A 22459-nucleotide genomic window follows, 5' to 3' on the forward strand; every position below is an offset into this window, starting at 1 on the left:
TCTATTTATTTAAGCAAGCTCGTCGATCCGAATCGGACGGCCCTCCGAAGCCGATCGAACGGAGGCCTCCATGAGTCGGGTCAGATCGACGGCCAAGTTAACGTTATCCGTCGCATCCGTATTTTGCTCGATATGCGATACCCATTGGTCAAAAGCCGCCGGAAGCGACGAATCGATCTCCAAGCGCTCCCATTGTCCGCTTCCTTTATTTGAACGCACGACCGCTTCTTCGTTCGGGAATCCGAACAACAAGGAGCCTTCCGTCCCGTGCAGTTCGATGGAGAACGGAGAGTGGCTATTGACGAAGCCTGCTTCCACGACGCCAAGCGCCCCATTCTCGTACCGAAGAATCGATATGGCGTTGTCTTCGACTTCCTTGCCGGTCACGTATCCGAAATTCGCGCTAACGCTCTCCGGCAAGCCCAGGAACAGGCGAACGAGATACATAGGATGGCAACCAAGGTCGATCAACGCGCCTCCGCCGCACTGCTCCAGCGAATAGAAATGCGGAGGTAGCCAATCCGCTATCGCCCCGTTATGGGATAACCGAACCCGCGCCATCGTAAGCTGACCTAGCAAGCCGGACTCGACGACTTTGGCGATCGTTCTCGTATAGCCTGCATAAAGGCGAGGCAACGATACGGCGAATTTCACTCCGGCATCCTTTACGGCAGATAGGATATCGCGAACCTCCCGATGCGTCGGCGCTACCACTTTTTCCGTGAAAATATGCTTACCTGCACGTGCGGCCTTCAACATGACCTCATGATGCAAATTCGTCGGCGCGTCTACGATAACGGCATCGATATCGTCCCGGGCGAGCATCTCGTCCAACGATTCGTAATAGGGAACGCCGTAAGTTGCTGCCTTAGCCTGTCCGCGCTCGGACTCCTCGTCCCAGATCGCGACCAATTCCGTACCCGGATTGCCCAACGCCTGCTGGGTATATTCGTCGGCGTGCACGTGCCAATAACTGATTTTTCCAATGCGAATCATGACTGATCCTCCTAGGTCTCTAACTTAAAATATACGACAATGTATAAAGATTACACAACAGATTCGCCATTGATAATGAGTTTTCGTGCCATTTAAACTACAAAATTACGACATCCATAATCGCGATAGCGAGATACATCTTGATTGTACGGTCTGGTAAGGGATAGGATAGTCTTATTGGATCAACTATCTGCCAAAAGGAGCTTCACTCTATGACGACAATCGCAAACGAATATAAAAATACGATACAAGACGCCATACAAGCCTACTCCCCCCGAATGACCGAAATCGCCGCTTTCATCGGCACCCATCCCGAGCTCGGCCACGAAGAGAAGCAAGCGTCGGCATTGCTTGCTTCCGAGCTTGAGACTCTGGGCTATCGCGTCGAACGTGGCGTGCTCGGCCTTGAAACGGCCTTCATCGCCGAATTCGTCTCCGATAAACCGGGTCCGATCATCGGACTGCTCGCGGAGTACGATGCGCTTCCCGAGATCGGCCACGCTTGCGGGCATCATCTTATCTGCACGATGGCTCTAGGCGCGGCTGCCGGACTCCGTTCCGTAGTAGAATCAACGGGCGGAACCATTCGCGTGTACGGCACGCCCGCCGAGGAGACGAAGGGCGCCAAGATCGATATGGCCGCAGCGGGTTTATTCGACGACTGCGACATCGCGATCATGGCGCATCCTTATCATCAGTATGAACGATCCGGCGCGTCCATGGCCATGGACGCGCTGCAGTTCGAGTTCCATGGCAAAGCCGCTCACGCGGCCGCGAATCCGGACCTTGGCATCAATGCCCTGGACGCCGTAATCCAATTGTTCAACTCGATCAACGCTTTGCGGCAACAGACGAGAACCGACGCCCGAATTCACGGCATCGTCTCTCACGGCGGCCAAGCGCCGAATATCATTCCCGACTATGCCGCCGCCCAGTTCTATGTCCGTTCGGCTTCGCGCGAATATACCGATGAGCTCGCCCGCAAAGTCGTCGCCTGCGCGGAAGCGTCGGGAATGGCTACCGGATGCAAGCTGACGACGACCAACTACGAATATTCGTACGACGAGCTCCGCACGAACGAAACCTTGTCGGAGGCCTTTACGGCGAACTTGATCGCAAGCGGCATCGCGGAACAAGACATCGCGCGCGGGCATGACAACGGCTCGCTCGATCTAGGCAACGTGTCGCTGCGCTGTCCCGTTATCCATCCCTACATCAAAGTCGTAAACGAGCCTTACCAGCTTCATACGATCGAATTCCGCGATGCCGCGCAAACCGATTCCGCATACGATGCGATGGTATTCGGCGCGAAGATGCTCGCTTATACGGCTTGCGACGTGCTAGCCGACACGGAGCTACTTCATCGGATTAAGACGGAGTTCGCCCGGATTCAAGCCTAAACGCAACAAAGCGATCGAAGTTCGCGACGCGTCCGATTGTCCGGCGCTTTCGTACCCGATCGCTTTTTCATTTTCCCTTAATAAGCTATAATGCACTTAGCTATACTTAATATACTAATGCTTGCTAGGAGGCATAATCTCCATGAATACGCCAATCGCGGCATCCTCGACCGTTCCGAAAGTTCCGGACATCATCGAGTGCTCGATCGAGAAAACGTTGGACGTGATCGGGGGCAAATGGGCTTTCCTTGTGCTTCGCGAGCTATTCTGCGGCACTCGCCGTTTCGGCGAGCTTCAACGCAGCATCTCTTCCGTGAGCCCTCGGGCATTAACTAGCACGCTTCGCCATATGGAAGAGAAGGGCGTGCTCACGCGTACCGTCTATCCTACCGTTCCCGTCACCGTAGAATACACCCTTACTCCGAAGGGCGAAGACTTGCACCAGATCGTCAAGGAAATGAAGCTCTGGGCGGCTAAGTGGACTTAACAATCAAAAAAAATGCAGTACAGAGATTATCTCTGCACTGCATTTTTTTATGTGTCATATCAAGTTTGAAGCGCGCAGCAACCTCAAGATCATCGTCGCTACTTCCGCTCGCTTGATCTGCGCTTTCGGAGCAAGCTCCTGCTTCGCGCGCCCTTGAACAATGGCTGCCTCCAGCGTTTCCGCCACGCTCGCAAGCGCCCACTTGTCCGCTTCCTTAGCATCCGTGAAGGAAGCGAGCAGCGATTTCTCTGTTTCCGGCTGCAGTTCCTTATGCAAGCCCGTAACCTTCATGGCTCTGGCAAGCATCGCCATCGCTTCCTGGCGCGTAATGAGCGCCGTCGGCTTGAACTTTCCGTCTGCATAGCCGTTCACGAGTTTAAACTCCGATGCTGCGGCGACGGCGTCATAGAACCAATCGGTTTTACGCACATCGCTGAAGCGCGCTCCTTCTCCCGCGCTGTTTTTCAGACCGAGCGCCCGTACGAGAATAGCCGCGAATTCGGCGCGCGTGATGGAACGATTCGGCTCGAATTTGCCGATTGTCGTACCCGTAACGACATTTCTCGTTGCCAAATCGTTTATCGTCGCTGCCGCCCAGTGACCTTTGGCGTCGCTAAACGAAATCTTCTGACCGATCAGCGCGAAAGGCCCGTTGTACAAGCTGCTGATAACCGCAAAACGTTTGCCGCCCCTGCTCTCGAAACGCGTCGGCATATGCAACAGGCTGCCGTCAAGCGCAATGGAAACGGCGGTCGTCGCTTCCGACGGCTGCGTACCGTCCGGAAGGCGAATTTCTCGCTGGACGTAACGATCGAACTGGTCGACGGACACCGTCTTACCGTTCAACTCCGCTCTAATCGCAAACCGTATGGGACTTCCCGTCAGAGCGGCCCCTTTCTTCTTCGCCAGTTCCTTCATTTTCTCCGCTGTGGATGGATCCGCCGGCGAAATCGTAAAGGTAATGGACACGTCTTCCAGCTTCTCCGGATTGCCTAGCGCAGCGAATAGCTTATCGCTATTTAACGCCGTAACCGGCACCGTATAGGAGCCTAACGCGGTCTCAATCCTTAGCGTTCCCGCAAGTTGTACGAGTCGCTTCAATAGTTTGCCGTTGAGGACGACATCCACGCTGGACGCTTCCGTAACTTGAGGAACCGTCAAAACGCTTCCTGTTGGAGCGGCAGTCAGCCGGCCGATTATCGCCTCATTATCTACGATAATCCGAGCGGCGTTCGGAGCCGTCTCATTCAGGCTGGCAGTGTCGCGTTGCAGAGCGCCGTTCAAAATCAAGTCGATCAACTTGCGCGCGGCTCCCGCGCTTCCACCATTATTCGTCTTAATTTCATCGAAGGAAATGATCTGGAAGCGGCTAAACCGGTTGATTTCGATCTCGATTCCCACAGGATTGCCGTTCTCGTACTGAATAACGCCGGTTAACAATTCCTTCGTTCCATCCGTATGTTCGACGAACACGCGAAGCGACGACGGATCCCGGCCTGAAAGCAATGAGCCGTTCAGCGGGAGGACGACTTTCGTCGGGCTTCCCGTTAAATTCGTTTCGATTTTTCTAGGAATGCCCAGAAGCTGAATGGGTTTGCCTTGCGCAGCCGTCTTCACCTGGCTGTCGGCATGAAGCGCATCGTTCGCCTCATGTTGCTCCGCGTTGTTCTGGACAGGTACAAGCCTGAAATACAAATCCGTACCTTGATCGGCCAGACGCTTCAACGCATTGCTGTCCAGCTTAATGCTGCCTTCATCCGTCCGAATAACCAGCAGGCCGTTCCGATCCGCGAGCGCCGAGATGGCGGAGCTTGGAATCTCCACGGCGATTTCATCCGCTGGACTGCCGGACGGCTGACTCATGCGAAGCTCTACCGTACGATTCTTTTCCTGTGCGTCGCCGGGATTAAACCGGTCTGCCAGTTGCTCAAGTTTTGCCGGATCGACGATGACGGTATCGATGTTGGTGCCGTCGGACAGCTTCGTGCGCAAAATGACGAATTGATCGCTGCTTGGCGTTCCGTCCGGGTTTACCGTCGCTTCCGCCTTTCTTGCCGTCGGCTTTCTCGTTTCGTCGTCGACTTTCGTCACCGTCAAGTTGTTGACGACGAGCAAGAACGTTTTCGTAACGGAAGCCGTTCCCCTGGAAATCGTCGCCGTAACCACGACGTGCGTGTCTCTGCTTTGCGGTCGATGAACGACCGCATTCGCTTGACCGTCTTTCATCGCAATCGCGATCGTGGCCGTGTCGGCGGAGGACCAGGCGATCGACGTGCCATACAAGCCTTGTCCTAGCAAAAGAACATCGCGCGTTACGGATTCCCAAGTGTCGCCCTGCGCGAACGCGAAGCCGTTATCCACCGTCAGGTTTCTCGCCGCTTCGCGAACGGCATCCTCGTCCGTCATCTTCATGACCTTCACGACAAATACTTTGGTTGTTACCGCGCCCGTCGTATCATCTTTAATCATTGCGGTCAGCGTAACGAAGACGTCTTGGTCATCCACGCCCGGACGGGAAATACGTCCGTTATTCCTCACGTGGTCGGCATCATCGGTCGTCCAAGTAATGCTCGTCTTGCCGGATTGTCCTTTGGCAGGCAGATAAAGCGTCTTGGTTACATGGTTCTCATTGTCTCCTGTCTGGTATCCGATAGCCAAAAGCTCTTGATCTTGCTTCAGGTAGCCGGATACAGGAGAAATATCTTCGTCGTTCAGCACGATGAGATGGAACTTCACGACTTTGCCATCCGCATCGACTTCATATACGCCGATATAGCGATTCACCTTCGCGTCTGCGCCAGGGATGTCGTCGCCCGTCGTGTATGGGTCGATGACGCCCGTACCTGTTGGTGCATCGTCGCCGATGTTCGGCGTACCGATCACGCCATTCGTCACTTTCAAGACTAGATGGTTGCCCGTTCCCGGCGTCACGTCAGGGATGCCCGTCGTGCCCGGCTTATTGCCCGGCGCCGGTTTCGGTGCAGGCGTAAAGCCCGGTGCAGGCGTTGGCTTCGATACGTCATCTTCGTTCAGAACGATGAGACGGAATTTCACCACTTTGCCTGCCGCATCGACTTCGTACAAGCCGATATAGCGGTTCACCTTCGCGTCTACGCCAGGGATGTCGTCGCCCGACGTATATGGGCTAATGACATTGTCTCCGCTCGGCGCATGATCTCCGATGTTCGGCGTTTCGATGATGACGGAAGACACTTTCACGACCAGATGATTGTCTGCTCCGGTCGTTACGTTAGGGATGCCCGCCGTACCAGGCTTCTTGCCAGGCTTCGGTTTCGGCACCGGCGTGAAGCCCGGCGCAGGCGTTGACGGAGATACGTCATCTTCGTTCAACACGATGAGACGGAATTTCACCACTTTGCCAGCCGCATCGACTTCATATACGCCGATATAGCGGTTCACCTTCGCGTCTACGCCAGGGATGTCGGCGCCTGACGTGTATGGGTCGATGACGCCCGTACCCGTTGGCGCGTCGTCGCCTTCGTTAGGTGTTTCAATTACGCTTGAAGAGATTTTCACGATTAATCGGTTGCCCGCTTCAGTCGTCACATCAGGGATACCCGTCGTGCCCGGCTTCGTGCCCGGCGCCGGTTTCGGTGCAGGCGTAAAGCCCGGTGCAGGCGTTGGCTTCGATACGTCATCTTCGTTCAGAACGATGAGACGGAATTTCACCACTTTGCCGGCCGCATCGACTTCGTACAAGCCGATATAGCGGTTCACCTTCGCGTCTACGCCAGGGATGTCGTCGCCCGACGTATATGGGCTAATGACATTGTCTCCGCTCGGCGCATGATCTCCGATGTTCGGCGTTTCGATGATGACGGAAGACACTTTCACGACCAGATGATTGTCCGTTCCAGTCGTTACGTTAGGGATGCCCGTCGTGCCCGGCTTCTTGCCAGGCTTCGGTTTCGGCGCAGGCGTAAAGCCCGGCGCAGGTATTGGCGGCGATACATCATCTTCGTTCAACACGATGAGACGGAATTTCACCACTTTGCCAGCCGCATCGACTTCGTACAAGCCGATATAGCGGTTTACCTTCGCGTCCACGCCCGGGATATCTTCGCCCGACGTGTATGGGGTGATGACATTGTTTCCGCTCGGCCCAAGATCTCCGATATTCGGCGTTTCGATGATGACGGAAGACACTTTTACGACCAGATGATTGTCCGTTCCAGTCGTTACGTTAGGGATGCCAGTAGTGCCAGGCTTTTTGCCGGGCTTCGGCTTCGGCACCGGCGTAAAGCCCGGAACCGGAGCTGGTTCAGGTTGCGGCGTACCAGAATCCACATCTTCTTCGTTCAGCACGATGAGATGGAATTTCACTACTTTGCCAACAGCATCGACTTCGTACAAGCCGATATAACGGTTTACTTTCGCGTCCACGCCCGGTATGGCAGCGCCCTTCACGTACGGATCGATGACGCCCGTTCCCGTCGGCGCGTTATCACCGACGTTCGGCGTCGCGATCAGGCTGGATGACACTTTCACGACTAGATGGTTGCCCGTAACCGGCGATACGTTCGGAATGTCCGTCGTTTCCGGATCCGGCCCCGGCTCAGGCTCAGGCACCGGGTTAAAGCCAGGCACGGGTTCCGGCTTCGGTCCTGGATTCACGTCCTCGTCGTTCAGCACGATGAGACGGAATTTCACCACTTTGCCCGCGGATGTCACTTCATACAAGCCGATGTAACGATTGACTTTCGCATCCACGCCCGAAATGGCAGTACCTTTCACGTACGGGTCGATGACGCCCGAGCCGGTCGGCGCATCGTCGCCGACGTTCGGCGTGGCGATCAGGCTGGATGACACTTTCACGACTAGATGGTTGCCCGTAACCGGCGATACGTTCGGAATGTCCGTCGTTTCCGGATCCGGCCCCGGTTCAGGCTCAGGCACCGGGTTAAAACCAGGCACGGGTTCCGGCTCAGGCGTTACGTCCTTCTCGTTCAGTACGATGAGCCGGAACTTCACCACTTTGCCCGTCGACGTCGCTTCGTACAAGCCGATATAACGGTTTACCTTCGCGTCCACGCCCGGTATGGCAGCGCCCTTCACGTACGGATCGATGACGCCCGTTCCCGTCGGCGCGTTATCACCGACGTTCGGCGTCGCGATCAGGCTGGATGACACTTTCACGACTAGATGGTTGCCCGTAACCGGCGATACGTTCGGAATGTCCGTCGTTTCCGGATCCGGCCCCGGCTCAGGCTCAGGCACCGGGTTAAAGCCAGGCACGGGTTCCGGCTTCGGTCCTGGATTCACGTCCTCGTCGTTCAGCACGATGAGACGGAATTTCACCACTTTGCCCGCGGATGTCACTTCATACAAGCCGATGTAACGATTGACTTTCGCATCCACGCCCGAAATGGCAGTACCTTTCACGTACGGGTCGATGACGCCCGAGCCGGTCGGCGCATCGTCGCCGACGTTCGGCGTGGCGATCAGGCTGGATGACACTTTCACGACTAGATGGTTGCCCGTAACCGGCGATACGTTCGGAATGTCCGTCGTTTCCGGATCCGGCCCCGGCTCAGGCTCAGGCACCGGGTTAAAGCCAGGTACCGGCACCGGCTCAGGTGTTACGTCCTTCTCGTTCAGCACGATAAGCAGGAACTTCACCACTTTGCCCGCCGACGTCGCTTCGTACAAGCCGATATAACGGTTTACCTTCGCGTCCACGCCCGGAATGGCAGTGCCCTTCACGTACGGATCGATGACGCCCGTTCCCGTCGGCACGTTATCACCGACGTTCGGTGTCGCGATCAGGCTGGATGACACTTTCACGAGCAGATGATTGCCCGCGACCGGCGTCACATCAGGGATTTCCGTCGTTTTTGGCCACGGTCCCGGCTTCGGTATAGGTATCGGCCAGAACCCAGGCGCCGGGGGTTTCCCTCCCGTCGTGAACGTCCAAGTCGTCTTGCCGACGATTCCCGCGTACGGCATATCGAACGCGTTCTTGAACGCCCCTGCGTCGATCTCTACGTAATATGCCGTATTGTAAGCCAGATAACCGTCCGAATCGAGCGGAGTCAGACTTGTCTTCGCACGATTGCCGGACACGCTCATTCGGCTCAGGTCAACGACCGAAAATTCGCGAAGCACGCTGTTGTCCGACACCCGCTTGATCCGCATATTTTTCCCCGCTACGGCCTTCACGTTCTGGTTGAACGTCAACGTAAGCTCCTGGTCTATCGGAACGTTCGTCGCTCCGTTCGCCGGAGAGTATGCCGTAACCGCGATGACGGTCGGCGTGGCGGTCGCCGTCTTGAAGCTCCAAGGGCTTTCGTCTATTTCTACATCAGTAGGCACGCCATCATCCGAAAACACGTTGTCGTAGGTGACATTGCCCCCAAGACCCGCATAAGCGTTGCCTTTGCCGTGAGCGTCCCGAAACGCGCCTTCGTCAATGACGACGTAATAATGGCCTCCGCTCGTTCCTTTGCCTAGGTTTACGCCCGGATTAACCGTTACGACGGCACCGTCGATCGTCACTTTGCTCGTATCCGCGACGAGTATTTTAGCCTTGACGGCCCCCGCTACGCGGCCTTCGCCGTAAGAGGTTCTGTCCGGTTCCCTAATCGTCAAGTATTTGCCTGGAACCGCCGCGACGTCGTCGTTAAAAGTGATCGTCAATGCCGTATCCTGCGGCACGTTCGTAGCGTTGTCCAAGGGTGACAGCTTCGTCACCTTCAGCTCCGTCGTGTTCAACCATCGGGCGTACAGCGTCATGCTTGCTTTCACCGTGTCGTTGGCGAAATTCCATTCGTTTGAGAATGTCGTATCCGTATACCATCCGCCGAACGCATAGCCCTGCCGTGTCGGGTCGGTCGGTGCTACGATTTTCTCTCCGTCTTCTACGCCGGCGATCGGATCGACCGCGCTGCCCGAACGGGAATCAAACGTGACGCCGTAGCCTTGGGAAGGAAACGGAATAATCCCCGAAGTCCCGAAAATCGGGCCGTATAGCATCGTTATATCATGACCTAGCTTGATCGTATTGACTACGGCGCGCGTTGCCGTATCGATTATGTTTATGACGCCGAGATGGAGACCAATATCGTGAAACGGTGCTCTTTCTACCGTATAGAGATATTTCCCGTCCGCCGACATCTCGACGGTAAACGTCTGCAATGTGTTCTGAGTTTCAATCGGATAGTTCTCAAGCTTATTCGTTTGGATATCGAATGGGCGGATGCCGCCCTGCGTGCGGCGAGCGATATACAGGTATTTCTCGTCGGCGCTGACCGCACTCGATCCGAAGTCGGCGGGTTTCCCGAATACCGATTGGCTTACGAATGTTTTCTTGGCCACGTTGATCACGGTGACCGTTCCGGTTTCCGGGTCAGTTGCATAAATTTTCGAGCCGTTCGGATTGACCGATAAGTAATTTACGTTGCTCGTGCCCAGGGAGAATCCCCCGACAATATTGTCGGTATTCGTGTCGATGATCGAGATGACCCCTTGCATTGACAAGTACAATTTAGTGCCGATCGTGACCATCATCGTCGGTACGTATGATTGATGTTTGGTAAATCCTTCAAGTACTTTGTCCACTGTAAGCGTCTCTGTATTTATGACAGTGAGTACGCCCTTAACCGGATCGAACACGTACGCTTTGCTTCCATCCGCGCTGAATCCGATTGTCCTCGGAAACGAGCTGTCCGGGAACAAATTAATCCTTTTGATAACAGCACCCAGATTCGTACCGCTTTGCGGATCGATGACGGCAACGCCACCGTCATTCCCGTTTCCGCTCAGAACGACGAACACTTGCTTGCCGTTGGGATTCATTCTGGCTGCGAGCGTCGAGGAATCTAATTCGAGGCTTCCCAGCAGCTTCCCGCTGCTCAAATCTACGACATCTATCACGCCCTTATTCATACCGAGCATGTTAGGAACATAGACCTTCTGGAACACGGACGGATCGGGATTAGGAGGACTGGTCCATTTCGCGTACAGCGTCATGTCCGACCTCACGATATCCGTCTGAGAATTCCAAATCTTCGTCAACGACGGCTCCGTATACCAGCCGCCGAACAAATAGCCTTCGCGGCTCGGTTCGAACGGCTCGGCCATCAGAGATCCCGACGGGATATTGGAGATCGGCGCGACCGCGCTGCCCGACCGGGAATCGAAGCTTACGGTGTACCGGGCAGTGCGTTCCCTGGCCGCGGTCGTAATCATGAACGAGCCGACCATATTCGAACCGCCGCTGATCGTCAGCGTCGCTTTGTTCGCTTTCGCGGTCAGATCGTACACGTTAAAGGTGTTATCGCTGCCGTTCACCGAATACGCGAGATTGCCGTCCGCCGACAGGCCGATCAGCATCGGGCCGCTGCCGACCGAGAACTCTCCGGACGGAACCCGTTTATTCGTCTCGGTATCGATTATCGCGACCTGATTTTTTCCCTTAAGCGTGACGTATACGTATTTCCCGTCGGGAGATACCTCGGTCGCCGACGGCGATGCTCCGGTTCCTAAGTCAATCGTCGCTTCCACGTAACCGTTCGCGGGATTGATGACCGAGACGTCGTTGCTGGACGTATTGGCCACGTACAGCTTCTGGCCCCACGGATCCGCGGAGATGCCGCTCGGCGAACCACCAACCATGATGGTATATGTCGTTTCATTGTCCATGTCGATCATCTCTACAAAGCTTCCCCAGCTCGACGTTGAGAACAATTGGTTGCCGGCGACAGCCAAAGCGCCAGGGCTTCTGATGTCGGCAATCGTGTGGCTCACGCTAAGCTTGGCCGTGTCGATTACCGAAATGCTGTTGCCTGATTTGTTGGCCACATAGGCTTTGCTTCCGTCGGCGTTAAACGCGATGCCTTGCGGACCTCCACCTACGGTTATCGTCTTCACGACGGTATCGGTAGCCGGATCGATCACGGAAACGGTGCCGCTGCCCGTATTCGATACGAGCACTTGCTTGCCGTTCGGATTGACCGCCGCGCTGACCGGTTGACTTCCGACGGTAATTTTTCCTTTCTCGACGGTGTTGTTCGTTAAATCAACGACATCCACCTTGTTCGAGGACATGCTTGCGATATAAGCCTTTTGAAACGCCGACGCGCTCTCGGCCGCCGCCGAGACCGTTCCCAACCCCGTCGGAAGCACCCCCGCGAGCATGGAAAAGAGCGTCAGCATCACGATTGTACGATATGCGATTCTCTTCATTTCTCATCATCCTTCCCCAAGAAAAATATCTCATGTTGCTGCAAATGCAAAATATATACCACTATACCATCCGGCATCTCTCAAAAATCTCTCAAACTTTTTGCTGCGGAAAACGAAAAAAAGCTCCCCATCAGCCTATCGGCCAATGAGAAGCTTTGTTTGTTATCGTTTTGGCGTTTCGCCCTTCTTACATCATTCCGCCCATGCCGCCCATGTCGGGCATACCGCCGCCAGCTGCGGCTTTAGGCTCAGGCTTATCGGCGATAACCGCTTCGGTCGTCAAGAAGACAGCCGCTACGGAAGCAGCGTTCTGCAATGCTGAACGCGTTACCTTCACCGGGTCGATAATGCCCGCTTCGAACATGTTAACCCACTCGCCGGAAGAAGCGTTGTATCCAGTACCAACCGCTTCCTTCTTCAAGCGCTCGACGATAACGGAGCCTTCTTGGCCCGCGTTAGCCGCGATCGTGCGGATCGGCTCTTCCAATGCGCGAAGGATGATGTTCACGCCTGTTTTCTCGTCGCCTTCCGCAGTAACTGCAGCAACGGCGCTGTATACGTTAACCAGGGCTGTACCGCCGCCGGAAACGATTCCTTCTTCAACTGCCGCACGAGTCGCGTTCAGAGCATCTTCAATGCGAAGTTTGCGCTCTTTCAACTCGGTTTCGGTAGCTGCGCCGACTTTGATAACCGCTACGCCGCCGGCCAATTTAGCCAAACGTTCTTGCAATTTCTCGCGATCGAAGTCCGAAGTCGTATCTTCGATTTGCGCTTTGATTTGGTTAACGCGAGCGTCGATATCGGCTTTGTCTCCAGCACCGTCTACTACGATCGTGTTTTCTTTGTTTACGCGTACTTGACGAGCCGTACCCAGTTGTTGAATCGTCGTGGATTTGAGCTCAAGTCCGAGTTCTTCGGTAATGACTTGACCGCCGGTAAGAGCGGCAATATCCTGCAGCATCGCTTTGCGGCGATCGCCGAAGCCCGGAGCTTTAACTCCGACGCAAGTGAACGTACCGCGAAGACGGTTGACGACGAGCGTGGACAACGCTTCGCCTTCGATGTCTTCGGCGATGATCAGCAATTGCTTGCCGGATTGAACGACTTTCTCCAGAACAGGCAAGATCTCTTGGATGTTGGAGATTTTTTTGTCGGTGATGAGGATCAATGGATTCTCAAGGTTAGCTTCCATTTTATCCGTATCGGTAATCATGTATGGTGTGATATAACCGCGGTCGAATTGCATACCTTCGACGACTTCGAGATCCGTGTTAAAGCCTTTGGATTCTTCAACGGTAATGACGCCGTCTTTGCCGACTTTATCCATAGCGTCGGCGATCAATTGACCGACTTCATCGTCAGCAGCCGAGATAGCGGCTACTTGAGCGATATCGTTGCGGCCTTCGACCGGTTTGGAGATCTTTTGCAGTTCTTCAACCGCAGCTCTTACCGCTTTGTCGATGCCTTTGCGAATAACCATAGGGTTAGCGCCTGCGGTTACGTTTTTCAAGCCTTCGCGAATCATAGCTTGAGCAAGAACGGTTGCGGTAGTCGTACCGTCCCCCGCGATATCGTTCGTTTTCGTAGCGACTTCTTTAACGAGTTGTGCGCCCATGTTCTCGAACGCGTCTTCCAGTTCGATTTCTTTGGCAATCGTTACGCCGTCATTCGTGATCAGGGGAGAACCGAATTTTTTCTCGAGAACGACATTGCGGCCTTTCGGTCCGAGCGTTACTTTAACTACGTTCGCCAAAGCATCGACACCGCGTAGCATAGCGCGGCGAGCGTCTTCGCTGAATTTAATTTCCTTAGCCATTATTAATTGCCCTCCTTATTAAGTACGTTTGTAATTAACCCACGATTGCGTGGATGTCGCTTTCCTTCATGATCAAATACTCTTTACCTTCGTATTTGATTTCCGTACCCGCATATTTAGAGAACAATACACGGTCGCCTGCTTTTACTTCCAGCGCGATCCGTTCACCGTCTTTAGTCAAAGCTCCGCTACCCACCGCGATAATCGTTCCTTCTTGCGGCTTTTCTTTCGCAGTATCCGGCAGTACGATACCGCTGATCGTTTTCTCTTCTTTCGCGTTCGCTTCTACGAGTACGCGGTCACCCAAAGGTTTAATCATGTAAATAGCCTCCTTCTTATTGGCGTATTATGGTGAAGCCATTCTGTTAGCACTCAATTGTCTCAAGTGCTAATAACCATTTTCTATGATACGGTTTTTATGGATGGTTTTCAAGTCCTTTAGGTTAAATCGCGAACAAAAAAATGCGAATCCGCTAGTCGAGCGGATTCGCACCTCTAAGGGCTTCATACCCTTGTTTGTTTTATGGCTTACTTAGGTCTTGAAGTTGCCTACCAATCCTTTAAGCCTGGAAGCCATCGAGCTTAAGTTCTCGGCCGTGCGTGCCATCTCTTCCGTGGATGACAATTGCTGCTCCGTCATTGCCGACACTTGTTCGGTAAAGGAAGCCGTTTCTTCCGTAATACGGGCGATGTCTTGAATAGACTGCACTACGGATGTGCTTCCGGCCGACATTTGCTCAACGGAAGCGGCTACGTCAACGATATTCGAGCTCAGCAGACCGACCTTGCCAACGATCTCGCGGAATGTTTCCTCCGCGTTTTGCATGCCGGACACCGCGGAGAATACTTGACCCGCGCTCTGTTCGAACATCGTAGCCACTTGGCCGATATCGCTGGACATCGTTCCGATCGTATCTCCGATTTGAACGGCCGATTGCTGGGTCTGGTCCGCAAGCTTGCGGATCTCGCCCGCGACGACGGCGAAGCCTCGTCCGTGCTCGCCTGCGCGAGCAGCTTCGATCGCGGCGTTAAGCGCGAGCAAGTTGGTTTGGTTCGCAACCTCGGAAATATATCCGATGACTTCGCGTACCTGCTCGGACTTGTGATTCAATCCCCTAACGACTTCTTGGAGGGAACGGAACGCTTTCTCTACCTGGACGATATCCTTCGACGTGGATTGCAGCAATTCGGAGCCTGCTTCCGCGCGGCTAACCGTCGTTTGCGCCGTGTCCGACACCCCGGTCGTCGTAGCCGCTACCTGATTCAATCCATCCAACGTTTCCTGCATCGTTGCGGAAATTTCCTGCGATTGGGCGACTTGCGTCTCGGAGCCCGCGGCGACTTTCTCGACCGCTTTGGATACTTCGCTGCTGACGCGCGCGTTCTCGTCCGCGCCTTGTTTAAGCTGAATCGCAGAGGCCGCAAGTTCCGCCGTACTGTCGCGAAGCTCCCTCATCATCTTCTGCAGCCCGTCAAGCATTTGATTGGCCGAATTGGCCAAATCGCCCATCTCGTCGGTTGAACGAATATGTATGCGTCTCGTCAGGTCCCCGCCGGAAGAAGCAATATTCCGCAACGTAGCGGTAACCCCGCCGATCGATTCGGTCAAGTTCCGTGTCAACCACATCAAGCCGAATCCGGCGCAACCGGCGATCGCGACGAAAATGACAATCAACTCGATGAACAGCCCGGAATGATCCGAAACATCCATTCCTGATATTAAGAGTACGAATGCCAATGCCAATAACACAATCAAACCCAAATAACCAATCGTGATCTTGCGAACCAATGTCATGTCGCGCATTCCTTGTCCCTCCCGGATTGTAACAACCGATGAAAGCCCTTACTTGAGACAAGTGTACCATAAGTTAGGACATTGGCATATCGAAATTTGACACATATTGCTTCTTTATGGAAGGAAATTCTTCAAACCTCAATCCTCGATCTCGCGCTCTTTTCTCGCCTGGTCTTTCATGCGTTTGCGATAAGCCATACTGGACAGCAACACGCTAAGCTCGTAGAGCATTACTAAAGGAACCGCCACGAGCATATCCGAGACGACGTCCGGAGGAGTTACCATCACGCCGATAACGATTAGAATGAACCACGCGACTTTGCGCATTTTCTTAAGGATCAGAGGGTTCAGTATTCCGATTCGGCTCAAAAACAAAATGACCAACGGAAGCTCGAACAATAAGGAGATCGGCAACAGGATGTTGAACAAGAACGAGAAATACTGAGTCACCCCGTACGTCTGTTCCAAGCCCATGTTGTTGGTCATCTTTTCCGTAAAAAGGAACGCCATCGGAAAGACGACGAAATAGGAGAAGGCCAGTCCGATCAGGAACATTAAAAAAGCCCACGGCACGTATTGCAACGTCGCTCTTTGCTCTCTTTTCCCCAATGCCGGACGCACGAAAGCCCATAATTGAAACATAAAGAAAGGAATCGAGATAATAAAGGAAATTACGATCGCGAATTTCATGTATAGGCCGATCGCGTCCCAAGGAGAAAAAGCATGAAGATCCAGACTTTTCACCGGCGCGGCCGCAACCAAATAATCGAAGACCGGTTGGGCCCCGAATAGTCCCGCGACAAGTCCGAGGACAAACACGATCAAGCTATAAATAATCCGTTTGCGCAGCTCGCCTAAATGCTCCGTCAGCGGCATCCAGTCCTCGTCCTGCTGCGGTCCTAACCTTTCGCTCATCCTTCTAACCTCCACGAAACAATAGGGCTGTCCCGTGCGCAGCTCGAACCTTTGCGCCGAGGACAGCCCCTTCATGTTTTCTACGGCTTCCCGTTATTCCGGGAGACGTCGTTCCGCTTTCGGATGTTCCGCCTCTACCGGCGAAACGTCCACGCGGCTTGCCGCAGGACGCTCTTTAGGATCATCCATCAGATCGTTAGCGCCCTTCTTAAACTCGCGAAGCGTGCGGCCGAAAGCCCTTCCCAATTCAGGAAGCTTGTTCGGTCCGAACAAAAGCAATGCGATAAGCACGAGCAAAATCATACCCGAAGCACCGATACCTGACATACTTAAAACCTCCGTTCTCATATGACACGCTGCAACCCGATGGAATTAGCAACGGTTAAGCCCACCATAACCCATAACTACGATATCCTCTTTCAAGATCGGAATGCCTGCCAGAACTCTCGGCAACAATACGTCGAAAGAGGTATACGGGTCGTGCATAACGCAGCCCGGCAATCCGAAGATCGGTACGCCCCGCAAATAACCGAATAGAAGCATCGAACCCGGAAGCATCGGCGTGCCGTAGCTTACGATATCCGTTCCTGCTTCCGCGATCGCCCCGGGCGTACGGTCGTCGGGATCTACCGACATTCCGCCTGTTACGATTATCATATCATACCCTTGTTGAAGGAAATAGTGAATATCATTGACAATTGTATGACGATCGTCGGGGGCGAAGCGTTGCTCGGCTACTTCAGAGCCTAACTCTTCAAGCTTAGCCTTAACCGCCGGCCCGAACTTGTCCGCGATACGCCCCGTGAATACTTCGGTTCCCGTCGTAAGCAAGCCTGCCTTTAAAGATCGGAACGGGCGGACGCTTATCGGCGCGGTTCCATGCTCGCGACGGTATGCCTCGGCGATCTCTTCGACTTCGGATACTTTGCTCGCCGGAACGATCAGGGGTATCGCCCTCGTTGCAGCTAGCCCATCGCCCGGTCGAACAACTCGATCGTTCACAACGGTCGCCAGCGCGATTTCTCCCACTCGGTTAATCCGGTCCACCACTTCGCGGGCGATGCAGGCAAGACCCGTTATCCGTGATTTGACGGATACTTTGCCTTCGCGAGGTTCGCTCAAATCGGTATGGTCACCGCTCAAGGCAAAGGCCATGCGCCGCGCCGCGTCGTCTTCATGCAGATCCGACGCCGCCAACTCGAGGACGTAGAGATTCTCTTTGCCGATGTCTTTGAGCTTCGGAATATCCTCGGGAGATACGACGTGACCTTTGCGAAACAACATGCCCTTGAATTGTCCGGGCAAGATTTGCGTAAGATCATGAGCCAGCACCATGCCTACCGCATCCTCGACCTTCACTTCGCTTAACAATGAGGAACTGATTCTCGTCGTTCGGCTTGGAGATGAACTTTCGGAGTCGTTCATCTCTCTTGCTCCCTTCGCAAACCTTTCACTTGATCGAGGGCTTCCGGAAGCATATCCATGACCGGCATCAAATGCTCATGAACTCCTTTCGGATCCCCCGGCAAATTCAAAATTAGCGTTCTGCCTCGTACGGCGCATATCCCACGGAACAGCATGCCATGCCGCGAACGTTGAAGAACGGCCGCCCGCATAGCCTCCGGAATTCCGGGAACGATTCGTTCCGCGACCATCAGCGTCGCTTCCGGTGTGACGTCCCGGATGGCAAGCCCGGTGCCTCCCGTAGTCAAAATCAAATCCGCTTGGAAATAATCCGCCATCTCGATCAGCGCGGCGCGAATTTCGTCCGGATCGTCCGGCACGATCCTATAATCCACGATATCCCCCATCAGCTCTTCCTCGATCAATTCGCGAATAACCTGAGCGCTCGTATCCTCGCGTTCCCCGCGCGAACCCTTATCACTCGCCGTCAACAAAGCGACCTTCCACCGCATCCTGCATCCCTCCGCACCCCTATGTATAAGTCCATTCTCTAAAATGCAATCGAATGAATGTTCTTCCATCGTTAAGCGTTAATCAATTATCGTCCTCGGTTCCTCTGGCGTAATCGCCGCTTTTTCCGCCCGTCTTGCTAAGAAGTTGGATGGGACCGATGACCATAGCCTTCTGCAGTGCCTTGCACATATCGTATACCGTCAAAGCTGCTGCAGAGACTGCCGTTAATGCTTCCATCTCTACCCCGGTTTTGCCGGTCGTCTTTACTTCGGCCGTAATAATAAGCGTATCGCGACCATCGTCGTCGAATTGTATGTTCACGCCGGTTAAAGGAAGCGGATGACACATCGGGATCCAATCCGACGTTTTCTTTGCAGCCTGAATGCCTGCGATCTGTGCTACCGCGAGGACATCTCCTTTGGCTACGGAACGGTCTCGAATTCTGCGCAGCGTTTCCGGAGCCATCGTCACCACGCCTTCGGCAATTGCGATGCGGGCGGTCGCTTCCTTATCCGATACGTCCACCATCCTAGCGCGGCCTTGCTCGTTGAAGTGCGTCAGTCTACTCGATCCTTCGTAGACGTCGTCCATCATGATCCTCCTTCGCCGATTCGAATGATTCCTTCTTCCGTTGCCAATCCGTCTAACCTGAGATCATGCGGCTCCATCGGTAAGGATTCAGCCACAAGCTGGGCGTCGTAGGCAAAACCTATCCAAAGCGCCCGATGACTTCCGTAGTTTTTCATTTCGGCGTATAACCTATCGTAAAAGCCTCCGCCGTATCCAAGCCTTCCGCCTGCCGCGTCATACGCAAGCCCCGGCACGAGGATCACGTCCAAGTTTTCCGATTCTTCTATTAAAGAGGTTGTCGACGGGTCCGGTTCGGGGACGCCCCATTTGCCGGGTGTCCAGTCCTTCATAGCTTCGACCTTGCGCAGCTCCATTCCTTCTTCGCCTGGTCTCATTCTTGGGGCAAATACGCGATCGCCCGCTTCCCAGCAACTTACGACGAGAGGTAGCGGAGAAGCTTCCGAACGGAAAGGCGCGTAGGCGCACAATAGAATCGGTCGCCCTAACCTTTCCCTTAAAGGTTGAATGATATCTTGCCCCACATTGAGACATAACTTCTCGGAACGCCGTTCCCTCTCCTCCGAAGGCAAAAGATCCCGCAACTCGGTCATCCGCCGTCTCCACTCGGCTTTATCAATAGAAGCTTCGTTCCCGTTCATCCCCATTTATATTTGCCTGCCTTCGAATTTCAACGAAAATCTATTTTCATTTTAGCATTACCTACCTGTTTTCGCCAAAGAATAACGTCTTGGACATTTCTTGCGCTTATACGTTAAACTTGAAGGGTTAAGCCTAAAAGAACTTGTCGGAGGGATTCCTCTTGCTATTGCACGCATCGAGCATTACGAAACATTATGGCGTTACTCCCGTATTGGACGGGGTTTCGCTACTAATTAACGAACGCGACAGAATCGGTCTGGTCGGGGTCAACGGCGCGGGCAAATCCACTTTCTTGCGCATCCTTGCCGGTGATTTGACGGCGGACACCGGATCCGTATCCAAGCCGAGAGAACTAAAAGTCGGTTATCTGGCACAGAACGGAGGCTTGCAAGGCCACCGGACGATCATGGAGGAAATGAATTCCGCTTTCGGACCCCTCTTGGAACAAGAACGCGCATTAAACCAATTGGAAGTTCGAATCGCCGATCCGGTCGAGCTCGAACAAGCGGAGCGCTACGAAGCTTTACTTGCGCAATATGCCGACTTAAGCGAGAAATTCCGTGAAAACGGCGGGTATGAAATGAAAAACCGCATACGCAGCATTTTGCACGGAATGGGGTTCGGCAGCTTCGCTCCCGATACGGAAGTCGCTTCTCTAAGCGGCGGTCAGCGAACTCGACTCGCGCTGGCGCGATTGCTGCTCGTACAGCCCGAGCTCCTGTTGCTCGACGAGCCAACCAACCACTTGGACATCGATACCCTTACTTGGCTTGAACAATACTTGCGCTCTTATGCCGGTGCGATGGTCATCGTCTCCCATGACCGCTATTTTCTAGATGCCACCGTGACTTCCATCCTCGAGATCGAGCGGCATGCGGCCGTTCGTTACACGGGCAACTATAGCCGTTTCATGGATTTGAAGGCAGCGGCATTCGATCAACAAATGAAACTGTTCGAACAGCAACGCAAAGAAATTTCCAAGATGGAAGACTTCATTCAGCGCAATATCGTTAGAGCCACTACCACTCGCCGCGCTCAGAGTAGACGCAACATGCTGGAACGGATCGAAAGGTTGGAGAAGCCGGGAACGTTACGCCAAGCGAATTTCTCGTTCACGACCGAGCGAAGAAGCGGCAAAGAGGTGCTACGCGCCATCAATTGTTCCGCCGCTCCGAAAGAAGAGATGCAACCCTTGTTTCGCAACGTATCGTTCGAGGTTAAAAGAGGGGAGAGGCTCGCTTTGCTCGGGCCGAACGGCGTCGGGAAAACGACTTTGCTCCGTGCTCTCATCGATAAGTTGCCTCTACGTACCGGCGTATTCGAATGGGGAGCCGGCGTTTCGCTTGGTTATTACGACCAAGAGCAGCGCGAGCTGACTCCTTCCAACACCGTGTTGGACGAAGTTTGGAACGCTTATCCGCACCAACCCGAAGCGGAGATTCGCACCGTTCTCGGAAACTTCCTCTTCAGCGGAGAGGACGTCCGCAAGAAAGTCAGCTCTCTGAGCGGCGGCGAGAAGGCTAGAGTCGCGCTTTCCAAATTAATGCTGAAAAAAGCGAACGTACTTTTGCTGGATGAACCGACGAACCACTTGGACCTGATGAGCCGCGAAGTATTGGAAGCGGCTTTGGAAGAATATGATGGCACGTTAATCTTCGTCTCCCATGACCGTTACTTCCTGAATCGAATTGCCGATCGAATCGTCGAGTTGGCTGCTGACGGAACGACTCATTTCCTAGGAAATTATGACGAAATGGTCGACAAGAAACAACAGATGAAAGAATGGGAAGCTTCTAAACCCGATAGTGCGTCGTCCCCGTCCTCCACGGCGGCTGTCACGAATTACGAGGCCGAAAAACAAGCCAAACGCGAGGATCGCGCGCGCTTGCGGAAGCGGGAACAAGCCGAGGCCGATATCGCCCGATTGGAAGCCGAGCTAGAGGAGCTTGAACTGCAGATGGCCAAGCCGGAGATGGCAACGGACTATATGATGTTGCGGGAAAAGCAAGCCGAAGCGGAGAAAACGCGAGAAACTTTGGATGAGGTTTATCGGGTTTGGGAGAGCTTGATGGACGAGTAAATCGAAGTTTAAGGGAATAAACTATTCACATGGTTATCCACAGCTTGCGCATAAAGTCGGTTAAGGGTCAATTGAGCTCCGTTACCCTTGAACGGTTGGTGCGCAGGCCTTTTTTTGTCGATTTTTAGGGAAGGGATTGATTTCCACCGCTTTGTCCACATTATCCACAATTTCCACAGCAAATCTGTGAAAAACTCATCCCCTTTTCACAATGCGAAAACATCAACGGTACCAAGCGTTTCACACTCTTGTGCACACTATGCACATGGGGTGTGGATAATTTTGTCCACAGCCTCGAATTTTTATCAATAATTAAGCAAACGATGTGGCGGAATTCGGCGCTGTGACGGGGTTCGGGGTTGCTAAACTGCATTTAGTACATGTCGAATGCGACATTTTGCCGAAAAAGAGCTATCAGCCTGCAAATCCGGCTAGGCCCCTTAAATCTGGAGTCTGTCCCTTAAAAGAAGCCGCTCAGTTAGCGTAGCTCTGTATTTTGAGTTCTTACAGTGCTCTGTAAAATTGTGAGCGGTCTTCAAGCTGCATTACCCACTCGGAGAACCTAGCTGGTGGCATACGCCTCAAGCTTCCATGCATCCTTCGGTTGTTGTAAAAGTTC

At 53.8% G+C, this 22459-nt stretch carries 14 protein-coding genes; 3 read left to right on the forward strand and 11 right to left on the reverse strand.

The window, feature by feature from the left end:
* Window positions 1-9: 9 nt before the first annotated feature.
* Window positions 10-996 carry a Gfo/Idh/MocA family protein gene (locus D7Z26_RS26465; protein WP_120980037.1) on the reverse strand — a complete coding sequence of 329 codons (987 nt, stop codon included), beginning with the start codon at window positions 994-996 and terminating at the stop codon, window positions 10-12.
* 212 nt (window positions 997-1208) lie between these two features.
* Here D7Z26_RS26465 and D7Z26_RS26470 point away from each other — a divergent pair, with 212 nt between their 5' ends.
* Window positions 1209-2396, forward strand: a complete 1188-nt coding sequence (locus tag D7Z26_RS26470) for a M20 family metallopeptidase (RefSeq protein WP_120980038.1) — start codon at window positions 1209-1211, stop codon at window positions 2394-2396.
* Between the two features lie 142 nt (window positions 2397-2538).
* Entirely contained in the window at window positions 2539-2883 is a 345-nt protein-coding gene (locus tag D7Z26_RS26475) for a winged helix-turn-helix transcriptional regulator (RefSeq protein ID WP_120980039.1), read from the forward strand.
* 54 nt (window positions 2884-2937) lie between these two features.
* Here D7Z26_RS26475 and D7Z26_RS26480 read toward each other — a convergent pair whose 3' ends face one another.
* From D7Z26_RS26480 to D7Z26_RS26525, 10 genes are all read right to left on the reverse strand, one after another.
* The gene (locus tag D7Z26_RS26480; protein WP_120980040.1) at window positions 2938-12087 is read right to left on the reverse strand and encodes an InlB B-repeat-containing protein; all 9150 of its coding nucleotides are present in this window, start codon (window positions 12085-12087) and stop codon (window positions 2938-2940) included.
* Between the two features lie 187 nt (window positions 12088-12274).
* Window positions 12275-13903, reverse strand: coding sequence for a chaperonin GroEL (gene groL / locus D7Z26_RS26485; RefSeq protein ID WP_120980041.1), 1629 nt, complete (start codon window positions 13901-13903; stop codon window positions 12275-12277).
* A 34-nt stretch (window positions 13904-13937) separates the two neighbouring features.
* Window positions 13938-14222 (reverse strand): co-chaperone GroES, encoded by a 285-nt coding sequence (groES, locus tag D7Z26_RS26490; RefSeq protein ID WP_120980042.1) that lies wholly within the window; start codon window positions 14220-14222, stop codon window positions 13938-13940.
* 213 nt (window positions 14223-14435) lie between these two features.
* Window positions 14436-15707: a methyl-accepting chemotaxis protein gene (locus D7Z26_RS26495; protein WP_120980043.1), complete on the reverse strand. Its 1272-nt coding sequence runs from the start codon at window positions 15705-15707 to the stop codon at window positions 14436-14438.
* Between the two features lie 129 nt (window positions 15708-15836).
* Window positions 15837-16613 (reverse strand): twin-arginine translocase subunit TatC, encoded by a 777-nt coding sequence (gene tatC / locus D7Z26_RS26500; protein WP_120980044.1) that lies wholly within the window; start codon window positions 16611-16613, stop codon window positions 15837-15839.
* A 93-nt stretch (window positions 16614-16706) separates the two neighbouring features.
* Entirely contained in the window at window positions 16707-16940 is a 234-nt protein-coding gene (gene tatA / locus D7Z26_RS26505; RefSeq protein ID WP_120980045.1) for a twin-arginine translocase TatA/TatE family subunit, read from the reverse strand.
* A 45-nt stretch (window positions 16941-16985) separates the two neighbouring features.
* Complete coding sequence (locus D7Z26_RS26510; protein ID WP_120980046.1) at window positions 16986-18038, reverse strand: molybdopterin-binding protein; 1053 nt, start codon at window positions 18036-18038, stop codon at window positions 16986-16988.
* Entirely contained in the window at window positions 18035-18529 is a 495-nt protein-coding gene (locus D7Z26_RS26515) for a MogA/MoaB family molybdenum cofactor biosynthesis protein (RefSeq protein WP_120980047.1), read from the reverse strand. The genes D7Z26_RS26510 and D7Z26_RS26515 overlap by 4 nt, the downstream gene beginning before the upstream one ends.
* Before the next feature lie 82 nt (window positions 18530-18611).
* Window positions 18612-19121, reverse strand: a complete 510-nt coding sequence (gene moaC / locus D7Z26_RS26520) for a cyclic pyranopterin monophosphate synthase MoaC (protein WP_120980048.1) — start codon at window positions 19119-19121, stop codon at window positions 18612-18614.
* A complete protein-coding gene (locus D7Z26_RS26525) occupies window positions 19121-19765 on the reverse strand; it encodes a 5-formyltetrahydrofolate cyclo-ligase (RefSeq protein WP_120980049.1) in 645 nt (214 codons plus the stop codon). The genes moaC and D7Z26_RS26525 overlap by 1 nt, the downstream gene beginning before the upstream one ends.
* A gap of 155 nt (window positions 19766-19920) precedes the next feature.
* Between D7Z26_RS26525 and D7Z26_RS26530 the strand changes: the two genes are divergently transcribed.
* On the forward strand, window positions 19921-21840 hold the full coding sequence (locus D7Z26_RS26530) for an ABC-F family ATP-binding cassette domain-containing protein (RefSeq protein ID WP_120980050.1): 1920 nt from the start codon (window positions 19921-19923) through the stop codon (window positions 21838-21840).
* Window positions 21841-22459: the final 619 nt, after the last annotated feature.

The sequence above is a fragment of the Cohnella endophytica genome (genome assembly GCF_003628305.1).
In the GTDB taxonomy this organism is placed as follows: domain Bacteria; phylum Bacillota; class Bacilli; order Paenibacillales; family Paenibacillaceae; genus Cohnella; species Cohnella endophytica.

Coding starts and splice junctions, on each gene's coding strand:
- D7Z26_RS26465 (WP_120980037.1), bottom strand. CDS start 996: ATGATTCGCATTGGAAAAATCAGTTATTGGCACGTGCACGCCGACGAA.
- D7Z26_RS26470 (WP_120980038.1), top strand. CDS start 1,209: ATGACGACAATCGCAAACGAATATAAAAATACGATACAAGACGCCATA.
- D7Z26_RS26475 (WP_120980039.1), top strand. CDS start 2,539: ATGAATACGCCAATCGCGGCATCCTCGACCGTTCCGAAAGTTCCGGAC.
- D7Z26_RS26480 (WP_120980040.1), bottom strand. CDS start 12,087: ATGAAGAGAATCGCATATCGTACAATCGTGATGCTGACGCTCTTTTCC.
- groL (WP_120980041.1), bottom strand. CDS start 13,903: ATGGCTAAGGAAATTAAATTCAGCGAAGACGCTCGCCGCGCTATGCTA.
- groES (WP_120980042.1), bottom strand. CDS start 14,222: ATGATTAAACCTTTGGGTGACCGCGTACTCGTAGAAGCGAACGCGAAA.
- D7Z26_RS26495 (WP_120980043.1), bottom strand. CDS start 15,707: ATGCGCGACATGACATTGGTTCGCAAGATCACGATTGGTTATTTGGGT.
- tatC (WP_120980044.1), bottom strand. CDS start 16,613: ATGAGCGAAAGGTTAGGACCGCAGCAGGACGAGGACTGGATGCCGCTG.
- tatA (WP_120980045.1), bottom strand. CDS start 16,940: ATGTCAGGTATCGGTGCTTCGGGTATGATTTTGCTCGTGCTTATCGCA.
- D7Z26_RS26510 (WP_120980046.1), bottom strand. CDS start 18,038: ATGAACGACTCCGAAAGTTCATCTCCAAGCCGAACGACGAGAATCAGT.
- D7Z26_RS26515 (WP_120980047.1), bottom strand. CDS start 18,529: ATGCGGTGGAAGGTCGCTTTGTTGACGGCGAGTGATAAGGGTTCGCGC.
- moaC (WP_120980048.1), bottom strand. CDS start 19,121: ATGGACGACGTCTACGAAGGATCGAGTAGACTGACGCACTTCAACGAG.
- D7Z26_RS26525 (WP_120980049.1), bottom strand. CDS start 19,765: ATGGGGATGAACGGGAACGAAGCTTCTATTGATAAAGCCGAGTGGAGA.